The sequence below is a fragment of the Corynebacterium sp. HMSC034B08 genome (genome assembly GCF_001835805.1).
Taxonomy (GTDB): domain Bacteria; phylum Actinomycetota; class Actinomycetes; order Mycobacteriales; family Mycobacteriaceae; genus Corynebacterium; species Corynebacterium coyleae.
The window spans coordinates 161044-178372 of sequence record NZ_KV825969.1; the positions used below are offsets into that span (position 1 = coordinate 161044).

Annotated in this window: 14 protein-coding genes, 1 tRNA gene and 2 pseudogenes; 15 read left to right on the forward strand and 2 right to left on the reverse strand. The window is 53.0% G+C overall.

The annotated features are described in order from the left end of the window. Nucleotides 1-58: 58 nt before the first annotated feature. The gene (locus HMPREF2656_RS10115) at nucleotides 59-622 is read left to right on the forward strand and encodes a DUF501 domain-containing protein (RefSeq protein ID WP_070816643.1); all 564 of its coding nucleotides are present in this window, start codon (nucleotides 59-61) and stop codon (nucleotides 620-622) included. Next, a complete protein-coding gene (locus HMPREF2656_RS10120) occupies nucleotides 619-1548 on the forward strand; it encodes a Ppx/GppA phosphatase family protein (RefSeq protein ID WP_070816599.1) in 930 nt (309 codons plus the stop codon). The genes HMPREF2656_RS10115 and HMPREF2656_RS10120 overlap by 4 nt, the downstream gene beginning before the upstream one ends. Here the strand turns inward: HMPREF2656_RS10120 and HMPREF2656_RS10125 are convergent. Continuing rightward, nucleotides 1545-1817, reverse strand: coding sequence for a hypothetical protein (locus HMPREF2656_RS10125; RefSeq protein ID WP_070816601.1), 273 nt, complete (start codon nucleotides 1815-1817; stop codon nucleotides 1545-1547). The genes HMPREF2656_RS10120 and HMPREF2656_RS10125 overlap by 4 nt on opposite strands. A 137-nt stretch (nucleotides 1818-1954) precedes the next feature. Between HMPREF2656_RS10125 and wecB the strand changes: the two genes are divergently transcribed. From wecB to HMPREF2656_RS10185, 12 genes and pseudogenes are all read left to right on the forward strand, one after another. Continuing rightward, nucleotides 1955-3091 carry a non-hydrolyzing UDP-N-acetylglucosamine 2-epimerase gene (gene wecB / locus HMPREF2656_RS10130; RefSeq protein WP_070816602.1) on the forward strand — a complete coding sequence of 379 codons (1137 nt, stop codon included), beginning with the start codon at nucleotides 1955-1957 and terminating at the stop codon, nucleotides 3089-3091. 228 nt (nucleotides 3092-3319) lie between these two features. Next, nucleotides 3320-4612: a glycosyltransferase family 4 protein gene (locus HMPREF2656_RS10135; RefSeq protein ID WP_070816604.1), complete on the forward strand. Its 1293-nt coding sequence runs from the start codon at nucleotides 3320-3322 to the stop codon at nucleotides 4610-4612. A 217-nt stretch (nucleotides 4613-4829) separates the two neighbouring features. Beyond that, nucleotides 4830-5924, forward strand: coding sequence for a glycosyltransferase (locus HMPREF2656_RS12585; protein ID WP_083319510.1), 1095 nt, complete (start codon nucleotides 4830-4832; stop codon nucleotides 5922-5924). 346 nt (nucleotides 5925-6270) lie between these two features. Next, entirely contained in the window at nucleotides 6271-6594 is a 324-nt protein-coding gene (locus HMPREF2656_RS10145; protein WP_070816607.1) for a hypothetical protein, read from the forward strand. Nucleotides 6595-6596: 2 nt separating this feature from the next. Continuing rightward, complete coding sequence (locus tag HMPREF2656_RS10150) at nucleotides 6597-9239, forward strand: glycosyltransferase (RefSeq protein ID WP_070816609.1); 2643 nt, start codon at nucleotides 6597-6599, stop codon at nucleotides 9237-9239. Continuing rightward, entirely contained in the window at nucleotides 9232-10080 is an 849-nt protein-coding gene (locus HMPREF2656_RS12875) for a hypothetical protein (RefSeq protein ID WP_141761068.1), read from the forward strand. The genes HMPREF2656_RS10150 and HMPREF2656_RS12875 overlap by 8 nt, the downstream gene beginning before the upstream one ends. Nucleotides 10081-10196: 116 nt before the next feature. Continuing rightward, a complete protein-coding gene (locus tag HMPREF2656_RS10160; RefSeq protein ID WP_141761069.1) occupies nucleotides 10197-11039 on the forward strand; it encodes a hypothetical protein in 843 nt (280 codons plus the stop codon). Beyond that, a complete protein-coding gene (locus HMPREF2656_RS10165; protein WP_070816615.1) occupies nucleotides 11040-12683 on the forward strand; it encodes a heparinase II/III domain-containing protein in 1644 nt (547 codons plus the stop codon). A 199-nt stretch (nucleotides 12684-12882) separates the two neighbouring features. Beyond that, nucleotides 12883-13749 (forward strand): ABC transporter permease, encoded by an 867-nt coding sequence (locus HMPREF2656_RS10170; RefSeq protein ID WP_070816644.1) that lies wholly within the window; start codon nucleotides 12883-12885, stop codon nucleotides 13747-13749. Then, nucleotides 13733-14545, forward strand: coding sequence for an ABC transporter ATP-binding protein (locus tag HMPREF2656_RS12590; protein ID WP_083319512.1), 813 nt, complete (start codon nucleotides 13733-13735; stop codon nucleotides 14543-14545). The genes HMPREF2656_RS10170 and HMPREF2656_RS12590 overlap by 17 nt, the downstream gene beginning before the upstream one ends. Nucleotides 14546-14630: 85 nt before the next feature. After that, nucleotides 14631-15874 (forward strand): annotated as a pseudogene (gene wecC / locus HMPREF2656_RS10180) (UDP-N-acetyl-D-mannosamine dehydrogenase). An 80-nt stretch (nucleotides 15875-15954) separates the two neighbouring features. Continuing rightward, nucleotides 15955-16028, forward strand: a tRNA-Ile gene (locus HMPREF2656_RS10185). Between the two features lie 235 nt (nucleotides 16029-16263). Here the strand turns inward: HMPREF2656_RS10185 and HMPREF2656_RS10190 are convergent. Continuing rightward, a pseudogene (locus HMPREF2656_RS10190) lies at nucleotides 16264-17046 on the reverse strand (nucleotide sugar dehydrogenase); the annotation flags it as partial. Nucleotides 17047-17117: 71 nt separating this feature from the next. On the opposite strand from HMPREF2656_RS10190, the gene HMPREF2656_RS13340 reads away from it, so the two are divergent. After that, on the forward strand, nucleotides 17118-17329 hold a 212-nt coding region (locus HMPREF2656_RS13340), incomplete at its 3' end, for a hypothetical protein (RefSeq protein WP_210400974.1).

The following is a 17329-nucleotide window of genomic DNA, read 5'->3' on the forward strand; positions in this document are numbered from 1 at the left end:
GGGTCAGCCAACCCCTTCAACGCCGTGATGGATTGTGGTTCGTGAAACAATGGGCCTCATGCATACTCCTCCCACCGATGAACAGCTCGCCGTTGTTGCTGAGCAGCTCGGCCGCACCCCGCGCGGTGTCCTCGCGATTGCCTACACCACCCCCGATAATCAGCCGGCTGTGGTGAAAACGGCGCCAAAACTTGACGACGGCACCCCGTTCCCCACCCTCTACTACCTCACCGATCCGCGTCTTACCGCCGAAGCGTCACGCCTCGAGGTAGCTCAGGTGATGAAGTGGATGGAAACCCGTCTCAACGCTGATACCGCTGAGGGCGAAGCTTTACGACGCGACTACCAGGCCGCCCACGAACACTTCCTCGCAGAGCGCAACGCCATCGAGGATCTCGGCACCGATTTTTCCGGCGGCGGTATGCCGGAGCGAGTGAAGTGCCTCCACGTGCTCATCGCCTACGCACTCGCCGAAGGCCCGGAGCGCGTCCGCTTCGGCACCGAGGCGGTCGCCCTCGCCGCGGAACACGGCAATCTTCGCGGCACCGCGATTCCGGAGGATTGGCCGACGCTTGAGGATCTCGGCATCACACTTGCTGAAGCAGGGGAGGGGCTGCAGTGACCCGCGTTGCCGCCGTAGACTGCGGCACCAACTCGATTCGCTTGCTCATCCACGACACCGAAACCGGTGAAGTGTGCCGTCGCAACACCATCGTGCGCCTCGGCCAAGGTGTCGACGAGACCGGCACGTTCGCGCCAGAAGCCATCGAGCGTACCCGCGTAGCACTCGCGGACTATGTCGACGAGATGCAGCGCGAGAACGTCACCCGCGTACGCATGGTGGCTACCTCCGCTACTCGCGACGCGGGCAACCGCGAGGATTTCTTCGCCATGACCCGAGAACTCCTGGGCAAGATCCAGCCCGGCGCAGAAGCCGAAGTGATCTCTGGCGAGGAAGAAGCGGCCCTGTCGTTTGCCGGTGCCACGGCAGACTTTGACGCGGAACGCGGGCCGTTCTGCGTGATAGACCTCGGCGGCGGATCGACCGAATTCGTCATGCAGACCGCTGACCAATTGCACGCAGTTTCTACCCAGATGGGTTGCGTGCGCATTACCGAGCGCTTCATGCGGTCAGATCTGCCGACTGAAGAGGAAACGGTTGCGGCCCGTGCCTACATTGACGAGCGAATCGCTGAAGCAGCGCAGACGGTGCCATTCGCTGAAGCCGAAACATTTGTGGGCTGTGCCGGCACGTTTACGACCCTTTCCGCAATCGCACAGAACCTGGCATCCTATGATCCCGAGCGGATTCACATGTCCGAGATCCCGTTTGATCGTCTGCGAGAGGTGACTGCGGATCTGCGTTCAAAGACCGCAGCGCAACGCCAAGAGAATCCGGTGGTGCACCCCGGCCGCGCGGACGTGATCGGTTCCGGATCCACTGTGGTGGAGCAGCTGATGGATGCCCTTGAGCGCGAAGTCGGTGCCACCAGCTTTATCGTCAGCGAAAAGGACATACTGGACGGGATTGTTGCCGGGCTGGCCTAATCCTGATCCGGCTCGTAAATCGTATCCTCGATCTGCTTTTCCGAACCGCCACGGATCTTCTTGCCCTTGCGCAGGTCCTTAACCTCGCGCATACGCGGCTCCGGGTCAATCTTGTTTGCGATAGCCCGGCGAGCGGAGGCGGTGACCTGTTTGGTCACCGGTGAGTTGGCGACAGCCTGTGCGGCGTTGACGATCTGGTGGTAGCGCTTCCGGCCGGCTTTCGTGCCGAGCACATACCCGGCGGCGGCCCCGACAACGTATTGGTACATGGTGGTCAGGGTACAGCGGATTGGAGGGGTGGGGTGTTTGCCGTCGGCACACTTGAGTAACGGTACTGTACTAAGTTGTAGAGAGTATCCCTGTGACGAACGACCCTTAAGGAACCTATGTCGGACAAGCCAAAATCATGACCGTCTACGGCACCCGCCCGGAGGCTATCAAGGTTGCTCCGGTTGTTAGTGCGCTCCAGAACGACGATCGTTTTGAATCGGTCGTGGTCTCGACCGGCCAGCACCGCGAGATGCTGGAGCAGGTGAATAAACGCTTCGGCATCACACCGGACCATGACATGGCGCTGATGAAGCCGGGGCAAACTCTCAACGAGTTGGTGGCCCGAGCAATTCAGGGGCTTGACCCGATTATCGAGGAAGAACAGCCGGACGTCATCATCTCCCAAGGTGACACTTCAACGGCGATGGTGGCGGCGCTGGCTGGTTTTCACAAGGGTGTGAAGATTGTCCATCTCGAGGCCGGCCTGCGCACCGGAAACATCTTTTCGCCATTCCCTGAGGAAGCTAACCGAAAGATCATCGGCCAGATTGCTTCCCTCCACCTCGCCCCGACGAATGAATCGCGCGAGAATCTACGCCGGGAAAACTTCCGTTCCAAGGACATCGTCGTTACGGGTAACACCGTCATTGACGCCCTGCTGGCCGCGTCGGAATGGGACGTTAAGTTCGAGGATCCGCGACTCGAAGAGCTCCGGAACTCCTACGAAAAGCTCGTCCTCGTTACCACCCACCGCCGCGAAAACCTCGTTGCGATGAAAGAAATCGGTGGGGCTGTTCAAGACCTCGCGAAGTCCTACCCAGACCACATCTTTGCGTTGCCGCTGCACCTCAATCCGAAGGTGCGCGATGCTGTTCTCCCGGAAGTTGAGGATCTTCCGAACGTCATCATCACGGACCCGCTTCCCTATGACCAGTTCACAGCATTGATGAGCCGTGCCTACCTGGTGCTCACTGATTCCGGCGGCGTGCAGGAGGAGGCTCCGTCGCTTGGCAAGCCTGTCCTCGTGATGCGGGAAAACACCGAGCGCCCCGAAGCTGTCGTGGCTGGAACCGTGAAACTTGTCGGCACCGAACGCCAGCGTATTGTGGCTGAGGCAAGAAACCTGCTTGACCAATCTGCTGCCTATGGAGCAATGGCCAATGCTGTTAATCCATATGGCGACGGTAATGCAGCCGAAAGATCCGTTGCTGCAATTGCTGAGTTGGTGGGAGTTGGCAAGCGGTTGGCTGATTTTACCCCTGACGCGGTTTAGCTAGATATCTAGCTAATTTATTGGGGGAGGGGTTCGGTGCGGTAGACTTGATACCCTATTCGCGCCAACCCCATAGCGAGGGGAGTTGGGTAAGGATCAGGTTGGAATTTTGGCTGATTTCGTACTGATCTGCTCGTTGCTCGAGTTTCGACATCCTTTTTATGCGTGAATTGAGGGTCGGCTAGACTGGGCAGAATATTTAGAAGAGGATGACTGTAGGAGCTCGGCTTGAAAATTCTCGTGTTTTCGCAGTTTTGGGCACCGACTAACGGGGTTCCACCCCGGCGCTGGCAATGGCTGTCGTCGGTCCTTGCAGAACAAGGCCATGAGCTTATGGTTATTTCACCTTGGGAAAAAGGGCGTCAACGAGACAAATCGCGCTCGAGGGCGAATCGATGCGACACAGATTTGAGAACGCCAGAGGTCGGACAGTCTGGGGAGATGATCCTCCGCAGTAAGTCCTGCAGGGCCGATAGTTCTATCACCGGAAAAATCATCAATCAGGCCTCTATTTCCCTTGGGATGCTGTTTGAAGCCTATCGGTCGCGAGATCTTATAGCGGAATTCAGCCCGCAGCTTCTGATCGGAACCGTTCCGTCAATTCCTACGGCATTCGTGGCTTACACCTTATCAAAGGTATACAAAAAACCCTATGTGATTGACCTCAGAGACGCGTGGCCCGATCTGTTGGATCAGTCAGGGGAGTGGAACGAGGGGCTCGGTAAGCGATCTGCCAGGGAAGCCTTCTTTCGCCGTGGTCCTCTTCAACTAATGCGGGTTCTAGTTCGGTCGTTCTTAAATCGGGTTCTTGCGAAATCTGACGGCATTATTGTCACATCGCAACACTTAGAGTCGCAGTTGGCGGATAAGTTGGAACGCGGTGCTCAAGGTATAACCACAATCAGAAATGTTTTTCCAACTGATTCTGAGCCTCGTCAGTCAGTGGCCCGGGTTAATCGTTCTGGAGAGTTTCGGGTCCTCTATGCGGGGACCCTGGGCAGAGCCCAGCATCTGCTAAATACTTTAGAAGCAGTAAGAATCGCCCAACAAAGAGGCCTAAACATAAGGCTCCGTTTCGTAGGGGCTGGGCCTGCGAAGCCTCTATTGAGGGAAATCTCCGAATCCGACGGTTTGCCGATTGAATTTATCTCGCGCCATCCATCGGACCAACTTGCGTCCTTCTATGAGTGGTCGGATACCGCCTTAGTCCACCTAACCAACTGGGAACCTCTGACTAGAACAGTTCCTTCCAAAACTTATGAACTTATGGAGGTCGGAAAACATATCACAGCTGTAGTGGCCGGGGAAGCGGCTGAACTTATCGTTGGGCTAGAAGCAGGGCATGTTGTACCACCGGAGGATCCGGAAGCACTCGCTGCCGTATGGATGAATCTCGCAAAGAATCGCTCGTTACTTGAAGTGGGGACAAAAGGCGCTGAATGGGTGAGGCATGAAAGGGAGGAAGTGGTGCCGATGCGGTTGAAACGTTTTTTGGGAGCGATTAGTGAAAACCAGTGTTAATGCTAAGCAGGTAAACTGCTTGAGATTTGTAGTTGGTTTCGTCGCGTTTCGGCTGTTTACATCGCCGAAAACTTTTATCTCTAACCTTCGCGAGTGGGCTAGACAACGGCAGCTGAGACGATCTCAAATATTACTCAAAGCATTTTGGGAGAGGCTACCCCATCGGGATCTAGTCGAGCAGGGGCGCTACGTTGAGTTTGAATCAGCGGTCCAAAGAATGCCCCTGTGCCGTAGAGCTCCGCATGCATTTGCACTTTCAGGTGTAAGGAGGGAAAGGTACTTTTTGCACTTGGAGCCGCAGCACTGCGTACCTGAATTTCATGTGTGTGATGGTCTCTTAACATCGAGTCGATCCTCCAGTACCCCCTGGAGAGTGTTGCTGCTGGCAACTAATAGTCTTCCGTACACAAAATCGGGTTACACTTTTCGAACCCACGAAACTGCGAAAGCCCTGGCAAATTGCGGTGTAAACGTTCGAGTTGTTACCCGTTACGGGTACCCCGCCACAGTCGGTGTGATTCCGAATGCCGAGACGGCAATATTCGACGGTGTCGAATATACGAACATCATTCCCAGTCGCTTTCATTTTTCGCCACAAAAGCAAACCAAATATATGACCGAGCGAGTAGCAAAGATCGCAGAGGACATGTGCGCGGATTTGATTGTGGCGACAACCGACTTTCACAATGCGATAGTTGCGCATCGAGCTGCAAAGTGTGCGAATATCCCGTGGGTCTACGAAGTTCGGGGACGGCTCGAGGATACCTGGCTTTCAAAAGTGCCTAAGCAACACCAAGACCAGGCCAAGAATTCTGAACGATATGTGCGGTCGCAAAAACCAGAGGCCTTATACGCAAGCGCAGCAGACGCAGTTGTTTCACTCGGCGCCCCAATCACCGATCGTCTTTTGAAAGAAGGTGTCAGCCGACAAAGCATTTATGAGATACCTAACGCCGTCTCGCCGGATGCTTTCGGTCAGCATTCATCCCGTGCGCGGGCTAAGCAAAATCTCGGCTTGCCTGAAGGAAAACTTATTGGAACCGTAACGTCAGTTGTCCCATACGAGGGACTTGACATTCTGCTGGAGCTGGCGAGTCTTGATCCCAGCTTGAACGTGTTGATCGTAGGAGACGGTGTCGATCTCCCGCGTTTGAAGAAAATGGCCGATGGGCTCTCGATTGCCGAACGGGTCATCTTTGCTGGGCGCCAGCCAGCCGAAACGATCTGGGAATGGTATACAGCGTTGGACCTTTTGTGCTTCCACGGCTGGACATTGATGTTTGTCGGGACATTACTCCACTTAAACCGTTAGGAGCAATGGCCGTAGGGACTCCGGTTCTAGCCAGTGATCTACCGGCGATTAGATACATAACCGGAAATTTAGCCACCTATGTAAACGGACGTGATGTTTCAGGGTATCTTTGTGCTATCAAAAGCATTTTCCAAAGTCCGCCGGATCCGCGCCCCTTGGTGGATTGGGCAGCTGAGCATACTTGGGCAAAGAACGCCGAAGCTTATGTGGGAATGTTTAACGATTTACTGGTGGAGAAGGGCTGCAAATAGGGCCGGCAAGAACGAACGGCTTCTGTGCTCATACCCCCTCGGGACCGTTTATCCTAAAGGGCAACCAACATTTGGAAGAAGGAAGAGTATCGAGAATGCTAAGCGATGAGCGATCTGAAAGCAGACTTTCTGTGGGGAGGGAGGAGTCTCAGCAGGGATTCGCAACGTTCGTAGGTGAGCTCATTGACGAATTGGAGCAGGCCTACAAAGATCTGCTATTTGAAGCTGACCGTGACGAGCGGCTCCTTAAAGGGATCATAAAACGCGACCAAAGTATTGAAGCACTGAAGCAAGAAAACGCTCGGTTGAAGCAAGAAATGGTCAACCTAAAAGCTGATTTAAAAAAGGTAAAAAGCGCGAAGGGGTATCGTCTCCAGCAAAAATTCTGGCGACTCCGAAAGACCATCGCGGAAAGGTGAAAATGATGAAGAAGTCAGCGGTAAAAAATCAGTTAAAACGAATTAAGGTTCTGCGCGCGTCAGTGCAGAAGGCGCAAAATGATTTGCGAAAGTTGCGCGAGTTTACTGCAGGAGTCGTCTTCCGGGATACCATAAAGGGGAACCATGACTTCTTCAGACCTTCTATCGATCGCAAAGAATACATGTGTCGATGGGATCACTACCGTCCGAGTACTGAAGAGCGGATTCAGACCCTTCTTGAGAACGCGGCCAAATTGCCGAAGTTTAGTGGTCAGCGTTGGGATAATAGACGAAAAGTCCGAATCGGAATTATTGCCGACACATTTCTCTACGAATCCCTGGAACCGGCCGCGGAATTCATACCCTTAACTCCATCGAATTACGAGGAGGAACTCGAACGGGTCGATTTACTGCTTGTTGTTTCTACCTGGCGAGGACTCGATGGCGAATGGCATGGGGCGGCAATGAAATCTTCGCCCAAGCGCAAGCTGATTGAATCAAAGCTAATCCCGCTGGCGAAAGAGATGGGGATCCCCGTTGCTTTTTACTCGAAAGAGGATCCACCGAACTATGACCGTTTTATCAGTCTCGCGAAGAAGGCTGACGTAGTATTCACTAGCGCTATCGAAAAGATAGATGACTATCGTGATGATTTAGACCGGAATATCCCCGTTTACCCGTTGCGCTTTGGGGTGAATTACGAAAAGCATAACCCTCTAGGATGCATGCGTCACCAGGGGCGCGAGCTAATTTTTGCAGGCTCGTGGATGGGTCATAAGTACGAGGAACGCACCAAGGCAGCGGTAGAGATCTTCCAGGGCGTTAATGATTCGGAATCATCACTCACCATTGTGGATCGAAATCTGAATCTCGATCCAAAGAAGTTCTCTGATCCTGATCGCTATTTGTATCCCGAGATTTTTTTACCCAATCTCCATGGGCCTTTAGAGCATGACGAAGTCTTGAGTTTGCAGAAACTTCTTCCTCTCGCTCTTAACCTTAATTCCGTTATCGGTAGCCAGACGATGTTTGCGAATCGTGTGGTTGAGCTGCTTGCAATGGGTACCCTGGTGCTGTCTAACTACAGTGTCGGCGTCAACTCCTTATACCCATATGTGGCGCAGCTGCATTCTTCAGATGACACGACTCGCTTTATCGATACGTTGACGCCCGAGTACATCAGGTACTGCCAAGTTGAAGGAATCAGGGGCGTATTTAGCCACGACACTGCTTTTGACCGTGTAGACGAGATACTTGCGGCGGTCGGTCTGGCGAGTGAGGGATCAACCCACAGAATTTTGATTGTTGCCGAAAGTGAAGAAGCGTTCGAAAGGTTTTCAGAGAGTCAAGCTACAGAACGAGCGCTCTCGTATGTGCAAGCGGACGAAGCCGACGCGACTATCGGCTCGACAGACGGCGATCTAGTCATCAATCTCGCGAATCTTTCTGTGAGTAGTCCAGACATTGTGGATGATGCCGTGGCTGCATATAGGTACTCGGATGTCGACAGTTTGCGACTCATTTCTTTTGATAGCGCGGAGGAAGCCTACGAACCGCGAGTTGAAGACGAGAAGGCTACTAACTGTGAAGTCTTCTGGTTACCAGCCGGTCAAGCGATCGGGGAAACCGTCAGCAAGTCTGGCATGACTATCATGACGAGTGCTCCCACCAAGCGGCGGAACGGTGGAGCGTCCGAGCGAGAGCTTTCGATTATCGTGCCCACTTACAATAATGGCCCGCACTTAATTCACAAGTGTTTCAACTCGCTTTACAGAGGAAGTGCATTTGAGCGGTCTCAGATAATCATCGTTGATGATGGGTCAACAGACGTAAAAACGAAGGCGTGTGTTGATCTGTTGGAAACTCGTTTTCCTAACGTGCAGGTCTACCGGTTTCCAGAAGGGGGATCGGGAAGTGCCTCAAGACCTCGAAATAAAGGCCTCGAGCTTGTAGAGACACCGTACGTCACTTACCTTGACCCGGATAATGAGGAGGTACGGGACTCCTACGACTTCCTTCTTAACGCTTGTAAAGAGCAAGAGGTTGATTTTGCCATCGGAAATATGTTGAGGATGAAGAGCAAAATCGCGACCGTGAACAATGCGAGACATCTTCGAAACGCACTAGCCAAGGCGCCGACGATGAACGGACATAACTTGGAATTGCTCGAGCAGTTGAAATTTCAGCCGATGAGTATTCAAGCCCTCGTGGCCCGTAGTGATTGGTTGAAATCGTTGGGGCTCGAGCAACCTGTAGGTGCCGTCGGCCAAGACTCGTACTTCTTTCAGCAGATGATTTTCTATGCTAGAAAAATCTTCATCACGACTCGGCCGGTTCACGTGTATTACGGTGCAGTGACCAACTCCACGGTCAACTCGATTTCCCCCAAATTTTATAGAAAGTACCTGATCTTGGAGGAGGCCCGGACAAAGTGGCTGCGTGAAGTGGGACTTTTTGATTCGTACGTCAGAACACGCTTCCAGACCTTCTTTAGGGGGTGGTATCTGGACAAACTGAGCTTTGTTGCGCCTGAAGATCGACGCGAGTGTGTGGCAATTCTGCAGCAAATTACCGAGATGTATGGTGCTGACGTTGCCGAGGACCCTGAGATCGTAGAGCTATTGGATAGGGCGTTGGATGACTAAGCCCTTTGATCAATGGAAAGTGGTTCATGCTCAATCGGATCCCGCGGCTGTACTGGGACTAGAGCGCTTGAGATACCTGTCTCACGGATACGCCATTCCTGCATTTTTTTCGCCGAACAAGGACTATCCAAATCGACTTCTGGTACTGCTCAATGGTGCTGTTGAGCGAACAGAAGATAGGGATCCGCGCGAAGTATTTCAGCGCAGATCCTGGGTAGACCGCCTGGATGCCAATGTTTTGATTATGTCGGATGCAACAATACATCCGGGGAATAGCCTGCGGATCGGCTGGGCCCAAGGAAATGGCACGTCTGCACTAGAGCAGGCGATGGCAGAGTGCGTTGACTATTTTAGGCGGTACCTTCAGATCGAAAACGAAAATATTTTGTTTTTCGGGAGTTCAGCAGGGGGGTATCAAGCTATAGCCCTGCATTCGCGATTCAACGGATCACGTTTTGTTGTCAACAACGCACAATTCGATTGGACTCGGTATTACCAGTCCTACGTGGACAAGGTTCTTGCCCATTCGTTCGATTCGATCTCCGTCGAGAGCGCAAGACGCGACTTTCCAATGCGCTGTAATGTATTAGAGCGATTCTTGGACTCTAACTCGAGCATAAAAGGTACATATTGGTTGAACATCGCCAGTAGCATCGACTACAAGGCGCAGCTACCCGTGCTTAATGCGTTCATGGTTAGGAGGGCCGCGAGGCAACCGAATACCCCGATGGACATTAGCGTGGATTTTTACGCTGACAAACGTGCGGGGCATATGCCCCGAGGTAAGGAGCACACGGTGGGGCGGATTAACCGGGCACTCTTGGAGATTGATCGTTCATGAAGGCGAGCGAGTACTCGGAACTATTGAGCGCCGGATATGAGTTTGGGCGCCGGAACGACGGCGCGGGATCCTTGTCGCGAAAATCGGCTCGTGTTTCGAAGATGCTATACGAGTCTGTGCATAAGCCGTTGTCTTACAGGATGTTGGTTCAACAGGCACTCCGTGAGGGGACATCGCAGCGCTTCAGATTTATCACAGATGTTTTCTGCAAGGCGGACATCGCGTGGGCGGCACTTCCCTTCGCGAGGGCGGGCATTACCGAATCAAAAAGTCAGTGGCAGATTCGCCGCGCGAAGGAAGTCGAAGGAGTGACGCGACCGCCCGGAACAGTCATCGGACCCAAGACTGTTGAAGTGACGTGTCAGACTCACAGTTGTATGGTCAAAGTGAAAGCTGAAGGAGCATCGTCGTACGAAAATGTTTTGGACGTATCGCATGATGACTTGAGCGAGCAACTCTATTCCATTCTGGCTACCGAGCCTTTTAAGTTTCTCAATGACACATTGATTTTCAACATGGCGTCCTGCGCGTGCGAAGAATTCTTGTCCGTACTGGGGGGATTGGGAAGTAATGAATTGTTGCCGGTGGACCTCTACTGTGTAGGGTCGCTTCATCAGGTTGCCGACTTGATGGGCCGCGACCGTCAACATCCATCAACTACTCACTTTATTGCTCGTGAAGCGCAAAGTGTTGTCTACTTGGGTGCTGACTCTGGGCAGGCTGACAGCGGGGTCACTTCGGCGTTGCGCAAGAGTATGGACCTTTCGGAAGTTATCGCACTGCTCAGACTCCAAAAAGTCGAACAAATCCTTTCTATCATTGAGGGAGCATCAACTAAGAAGCGGATTGTGGAACAGCTTCAACGCGAAATTAATCCAGCTCAAAATCTTGTCACCGTAGACTCTGATCAAGATATTTCAGCAACGCTCTTGCCATTCATTAAAAAGAAGGGAAGTTAGATGTTTAAAGAATCTGCCGTTTTGCCTCTAGTGGGTGGAAAAGGTAGTAAACCGTCTCCGATCCACAAACGAATTGCGGATAAGGCTTTAGAGAACGTCATTGAACCGTTTCCCAATTATGCTGACATCAATTTTGGTCCGGATTTCAATTGGGAACACAAAGAACCTGGAATTGAGACCTCGTATCAGCTGTACTTGCAGAACCTCCGCGTCGTGGGGACTTTGCTTGCAGAGTATGAACAATCAGGGGTAATCGACTACCTATCTAAAGCAGGTGAGATTGTCGAGAGTTGGTTGGATTACGTCGAATCAGGCGGTTCAACCGAAATGACTTGGTACGATCACGCGGTTGGTGCTCGGTCCCGAGTCTTAATGCAATTTTTGTCTGCGATGGAGGCAGCTGGCAGACCATATGATAAGGAACGGTTTTCAGCGATTTTGCAGAGACATGCAGAGCTTCTAATGGACGACTCTTTGCACCGCATGAATAATCACGGGCTGATGATGGACATGGCTCTCATTTCTCTCGGCTTGGGCATGGACAGGCGAGACTATGTCTATCGCGGAATGGGGCGCGCTGAAAGTATCTTCTGGCAAACTTTCAGCGAAACGGGTATGCACCAGGAGAATTCCCCCGAGTACCATAATATGGTATCAAGAATGTTTCGCGAGCTCGAAGAGTTTCTCAATGCGAATGAATTGACGCTTGGCGAAGATGTACTGACCAAGCTCCGTCATGCTGCGAAACATATGCCGCGTATTGCTAAACCTGACGGGAAAGTGCCGAATATTGGCGACAGTGGAAGCCAGAGGAGGGTTGACTCATTTAATTGGGACAGCTTCCATGATGAAATGAGCGGGTTTACGGTTTTGAAGGATCAAAGCACAGAAATGTACTTGGCCTTCATCTGCGGTTATTCTGCCAAGGCTCACAAGCATGCTGACGATTTGAGCGTGCTTCTGAACTACCGCTCAAAAGATTTCTTTATTGATTCAGGTAAGTACAACTACGGAAAGAATAAGTATCGAAGTTTCGTGGTCTCGTATCGGGGGCACTCGTCATTCAGTGCCGGCAGACCCTACAAGCGTCCAGATGACAACCGATACTCTAGGACAATTGCGACTGATCATTTCCTCGATGCCAAAGAAATCAAGTTGGTTTCTGGTTACAACGACGGTTTCGAGAACGCGAGGTTGCGTCGATCGGTGTACTCGCTACCTGGCCGAAACCTAGTTCTGATCCGAGATCAGGGTGCTTCGAAAGGGGAAGAAGACTGGACTCACCGGTTTGTCTTGTCGCCTGAAGTCGAAGTGGAAGAACTGTCGGACGGAACGGTGAAGTTGATTAATGGCGACGCAGCGGTCTTCCTTGCTTGGGATGGGCCCGGTAAGCCGGATTTGGCAGTGGAGCATGGGGCAATCGGGGATTCAAGCGTGAAGGCGGTGGTATCGACCGCTACGAACAAAGTCGTTAAAACGACTCATCTTGTATATACCCATTCACCGAGTAATGAGGTCGATGCGATCTTACGCATTTCGCTCGGTTCTCCAACGAATGATCGTAGTGTCGCCACCGAAGGCCACCTAACAGTTTGTGGACCGGATGACACGCGACCGTATGATTTACCCTCCTTCGATTTTTAGTTCCGAGGGCTCCGGCTGAGAGGATCTTGCTACAGGAGCCGCCTATTAGTAGGTTTCTAATGGTGTCAATATTAATTGTTTGCCATGGCAAGACCTCCTTAGCTGCGTGTCGTTGTCGGCAGTGCCCCAGATTCTGGAGCCAATTTCGGAATTGGTGGGTGGCTATATGACCAGGTCAAACGGTCGGTCTCAGGTGGCCGTGAATGGACGTGAACCTGTCACCGTTGAAGTACATGCGCAGGATTACCGGAGGCTTAATGCAAGGCCAGCGCTGCATCGTTATTTGAACGAGCTCTACCATTGGCGGCACTTCATCGTTTCGAACGCGCGAAGTAGGTCGCTGCAGTCAGGAAGCGACATGTTCCTTGGACGAGCTTGGCTTGTCCTCCAGCCGCTTTTTGATGTCTTGATGTACGCGGTGATCTTTGGTTTGATCTTAAGAGTTTCTAGGGGGATTGAGAACTATCTCGGCTATCTAGTGATCGGCGTAGTTTTCATACGGTTCGTATCCAAGGCCCTGAATACGTCAGCAGGAATCGTACAGTCGTCAAAGTCGCTGATGTCTTCGTTCACTTTCCCGAGAGCGGCGGTCGTGATCTCCGCTCTGCTTCGCCAAATGATCGATAACCTCATACCTGCGTCGGTTGGGGTGGTCGTGGCGTTCTTGTTTCAGTATCCGAATGGGCCATCACTTACTGCTCTACTGATAGTCCCTCTGTACCTGATGATCCACCTCTTTGCACTCGGGTGCATGCTTATTATTGCGCGAATTACCGCCTTTATCCCCGATGTCAAACCATTGGTTACTCTCTTGAATCGAGGGTTGTTCTTTGTATCAGGCGTCTTCTACAGTCTTGAACGTTTTGACGGTCACGCGACGCTTATCGCAGTGATGCGGGCGAATCCGGTGTATCAGTTTCTACTGACGGCACGTGAGGTAACCATTTACAGAAGTGTTCCTGATCCCCACATAATTATCAGTCTTACGTGCTGGACATTTGGTGTACTGCTATTCGGTTTAATCTTCTTTTGGCGGGCGGAGGAGAGATATGCAACTGTCTCCTAAACCCACGGTCATAGCGAAAGGGCTTGCGAAGGACTACCGACTCACGACTCAGGGGTCTAGAAATGCGATCCTCCGGTCTAAAATGAGGACGGTCAGAGCCCTCCATCCACTGAACTTTGTATCTTATGCAGGGGAATCAATCGGTGTACTGGGAAGAAACGGATCGGGTAAGTCAACGTTGCTCAGGCTGATCGCAGGCTCAGAAAAGCCAACAGCTGGAACTGTGCTGGTTTCTGAGCAACCTACGCTACTTGGAGTCTCGGCTGCCTTACAGCGAAATTTGTCTGGCCGGCAGAACATTCGTTTGGGGCTACTCGCAATGGGGCTTTCCCCAGCAGAGGTAAAAATTCTGCAGGCCGACATCGCAGACTGGGCGGAGTTGGGCGATGCGCTTGACCGTCCCTTGAGCACTTACTCTTCGGGTATGGCGGCGCGACTGAAGTTTGCTATCGCGACAGCCGTCCGGTCTGAGATATTACTTGTTGATGAAGCGCTGTCCACGGGAGACAGCACCTTCGCCGGCAAAGCTCAAGAGCGGATGGACGAATTCCTCGATGCCTCCGGGACGGTATTTTTGGTGTCACACTCAGCGTCCACGATCAAGAAGAATTGCACTCGAGCGGTGTGGCTTCACGAGGGTGAGCTGGTGTCTGAGGGGCCAGTTGGCTGGGTTACGCACCTCTATAGAAGGTGGAGTACAGCAGAGACTCGGGGCAATGCTCGAGCTGCAGCTCAGATTTTGGATTACGCGAAAGAAAAGTACGTGCCAGTTGACATTCGAATCGTGAATGAATGACCCAATCGTATGGGCAGGCCTATTTCACCAATCAAGTTTCAATCCAGTAAAATTGCAGTTAGTACAACGACTTCAAGGAGGAGAAGTGCACGTTTCTTTTGTCGGTCTCGGCTATATCGGGTTGCCGACTGCAGTAGTTTTAGCGAACAGTGGGGTTAAAGTCACTGGTGTCGACGTAAACGCTGCGAACGTCGAGCGAATCAATAAGGGGCAGGTCACCATCGTTGAACCTGGCTTAGAGGAAGAGCTCCAGCAAGCGATTGATAGCGGGAACTTTTCTGCAACTACCAGCCAAGTCGAAGCGGACGCGTACGTTCTCGCTGTTCCAACCCCTTTCAATCCAGACCACTCAGTCGACATGCGGTATATCTACAGTGCTGCAGAGGCGATAGCACCACAGCTGAAGGGTGGCGAAATCGTCGTCCTTGAATCGACGTCACCCCCTTGACTACGGAGAAGATGGCGCGCCGCATTCTTGAGTTGCGCGAAGATCTTGTGGCGGACGGAGAGGATAATCCTGAAGGTAAACCGACGGTCTATTTCGCTCACTGCCCGGAACGCATTTTGCCTGGGTTTGCCATGGAAGAACTGCGAACTAATGACCGCATCATCGGAGGCATGACGCCGAAGGCTACCGAGATGGCGGCTGAGATTTACGCTTCTTTCTGTCGGGGAGAGCTACTGAAGTCTGATGCGGTCACGGCTGAAATGGCCAAGTTAACAGAGAATTCGTACCGAGACGTCAATATCGCATTCGCTAACGAACTTTCTCTGATTGCGGACCGGCTGGGTATTGATGTCTGGGAGCTCATCGAACTCGCTAACCATCACCCACGGGTTAACATTTTGCAACCAGGGCCGGGTGTTGGTGGGCACTGTATCGCAGTGGACCCATGGTTTATCGTTTCAGCAGACCCCCAGAATTCGAAGCTGATCAAACAAGCGAGGTTGGTCAATGATTCCAAGCCGAATTGGGTAGTGGAGAAAGTCTCCGAAGCATTAGGGGAATCGACCGAAGAGACGGTTGCTGTTCTCGGTTTAGCGTTCAAGGCAAATATTGACGACCTACGGGAGTCACCAGCGTTGGAGATTGCGAACGAGCTCGCGTCCAAGTTCGCTGATAATCAGATTCTTGCCGTTGAGCCAAATATCGATACGCTACCTGCAAGCCTCGCAGAGCGCCCTAACGTCACACTTGCTGAAACCAGCGCGGCTGTAGCCTCGGCGGACGTAGTTTTGCTGCTGGTGGATCACGACGAGTTTAAGAACATTGATGCTTCGGCTCTCGCAGGCAAGCGCGTAATCGATACGAAGGGTATTTGGCGCTAACAGAGCAGTTTTTCTCACCGTCCGTTGTCGTGACTATTTCCCTCGGATTCATGGAATCGCGCTTCTGTCGGTGAGAACAAGGGGCCATAGCTCAGTCGGTTAGAGCTGCGGACTCATAATCCGTTGGTCGCGGGTTCGAGCCCCGCTGGCCCCACGTCTTGCTATCCCGGGACATCTCGCCCCCGATGTCCCAGGCCTCGTTCATTTTGGTGTGCCCGCAGCGCAAGCGAGGTTTGAGTCGATGTGCTTGTTGACGCCGGTCGTGGCATTGACTAGACGCTATAGTGATTGAAGGTCAACAGATGGTGGCGGTTTTCATTTGCTGGTGTCACCATCAGCAAGAGATGTACAAGACTATCCCATAAGACGCTCGGTAATGCGCTTTCAGCCCGGCCAAGTGCTCGGATGACCCACCCAGTACGGCGCCATGCATCGATGTTCAGCACGTTTCGTCCGTCGATGAGCAATTGCTTGTCGACGAGCTCCGCCGCCCACCGCGGATCCATGTCCTTGAACTCCTGCCTCTCGGTGGCGAGGATGACCAGCTCCGCGCCGCGCAGTGCATCCTCGAGGCTGGTGGCGTAATCGAGAGTGGGGAGACCTTGCGGGCGTTGTCCATGCCCTGTGGGTCGTACAGGCGCACGCTCGCGTCGGCGAGCGAAAGCTGGCCGGCTACTGTGAGTGCGGGCGAGTCGCGCACGTCGTCTGAGTTCGGCTTGAACGTGGCACCGAGCACGGTGATGTTGCGGCCGATGACGCTGCCGAGCTCTTCGCGCGCCAGGTCGACCACGCGCTGGCGGCGGCGCATATTGATCGCGTCGACCTCACGCAGGAACGTCAGTGCCTGATCCGCCCCCGACCTCGCCGGCGCGCGCCATGAACGCGCGGATGTCCTTCGGCAGACACCCACCGCCGAAGCCGAGACCTGCGCCGAGGAACTTCCGCCCGCTGCGGTCGTCGTAGCCGATGGCGTCTGCAAGCAGGGTCACGTCCGCGCCGACGTTCTCGCACACCTCGGACACGGCGTTGATAAATGAGATCTTCGTGGCCAAAAAGGCGTTGGCGGAGACTTTCACCAGCTTCGCGGTCTGCAAATCCGTCATGATAAACGGGGTGTCGTTTTCCAGCGGGGTGGCGTAGACCTCGCGGGCGATTTCCTCCGCTCGAGAGTGATTAGACCACGTGTTTAGTAACGGTGTGGTGAGTTTCGGGACTAATCAACTGGCTTGGATGCAGTCCGCTAATGATCGATGTCCCCGTCGGGCCGGAAACAGGAGGAGCGTTCAGTGCGAAGACCGTGGACAGCGACCCTTTTCCGATCGATCAGAATGAAACCTATTGTCGCGATTTGCGCGCAGCCTATGCGCTCCGCGATGAAGGGTGGGGACACTTTCGGGGACCCTCTCGGACGTTCTTAAGCGTTGTGTTTTGTCAAGTTGTTTTAGGCCGTTTCGG